General features: G+C 68.7%; 1 protein-coding gene and 1 pseudogene. One reads left to right on the forward strand and one right to left on the reverse strand.

The window, feature by feature from the left end:
- A pseudogene (locus PUR53_RS19540) lies at nt 1-305 on the reverse strand (TetR/AcrR family transcriptional regulator); the annotation flags it as partial.
- On the opposite strand from PUR53_RS19540, the gene PUR53_RS19545 reads away from it, so the two are divergent.
- On the forward strand, nt 304-463 hold a 160-nt coding region (locus PUR53_RS19545; protein ID WP_329894492.1), incomplete at its 3' end, for a DUF4158 domain-containing protein. The pseudogene PUR53_RS19540 and the gene PUR53_RS19545 sit on opposite strands and share 2 nt — an antisense overlap.

Below are 463 nucleotides of genomic sequence, written 5' to 3' on the forward strand. Positions count from 1 at the left end.
AGGTAGGACCGCTTGTGCCGCTTGACCACCTCGACCGAGACGTTGTGCTCGAGGACGCCGCCCTGGGCGCCGATGAGGTCGCACAGCACCACGCGGCCCGCCAGCGACCGGCTGAGGATCTCCGCCAGCCGGCCCGCCCGCACCTCCGGCGCCGCGTGCGCCTCGATGCCCGCGGCCAGTTCGTCCGCCAGCCCGGTGAGCCAGCTCTCCAGGAAGACGTCCAGCAGTTCGAGCAGCACCGCCTCGCGTGACTCGAAATATCGCAGGACGTTCGACTTGGCGGCGGGTGGTTGGCTCCGCCGCATGCCGGTGGAATTTCTGACGGATGACCAGGCCGAGGCGTACGGGAAGTTCGTCGAGGAGCCGACGCGTCCGGAGTTGGAGCGCTTCTTCTTCCTGGACGACGTGGACCGCGATCTGATCGCGCTGCGGCGTACGCAGTACCACCAACTGGGCTTCGCGC

The organism is Streptomyces sp. SP18BB07 (genome assembly GCF_036322545.1).
GTDB classification, from domain to species: Bacteria; Actinomycetota; Actinomycetes; order Streptomycetales; family Streptomycetaceae; genus Streptomyces; species Streptomyces deccanensis.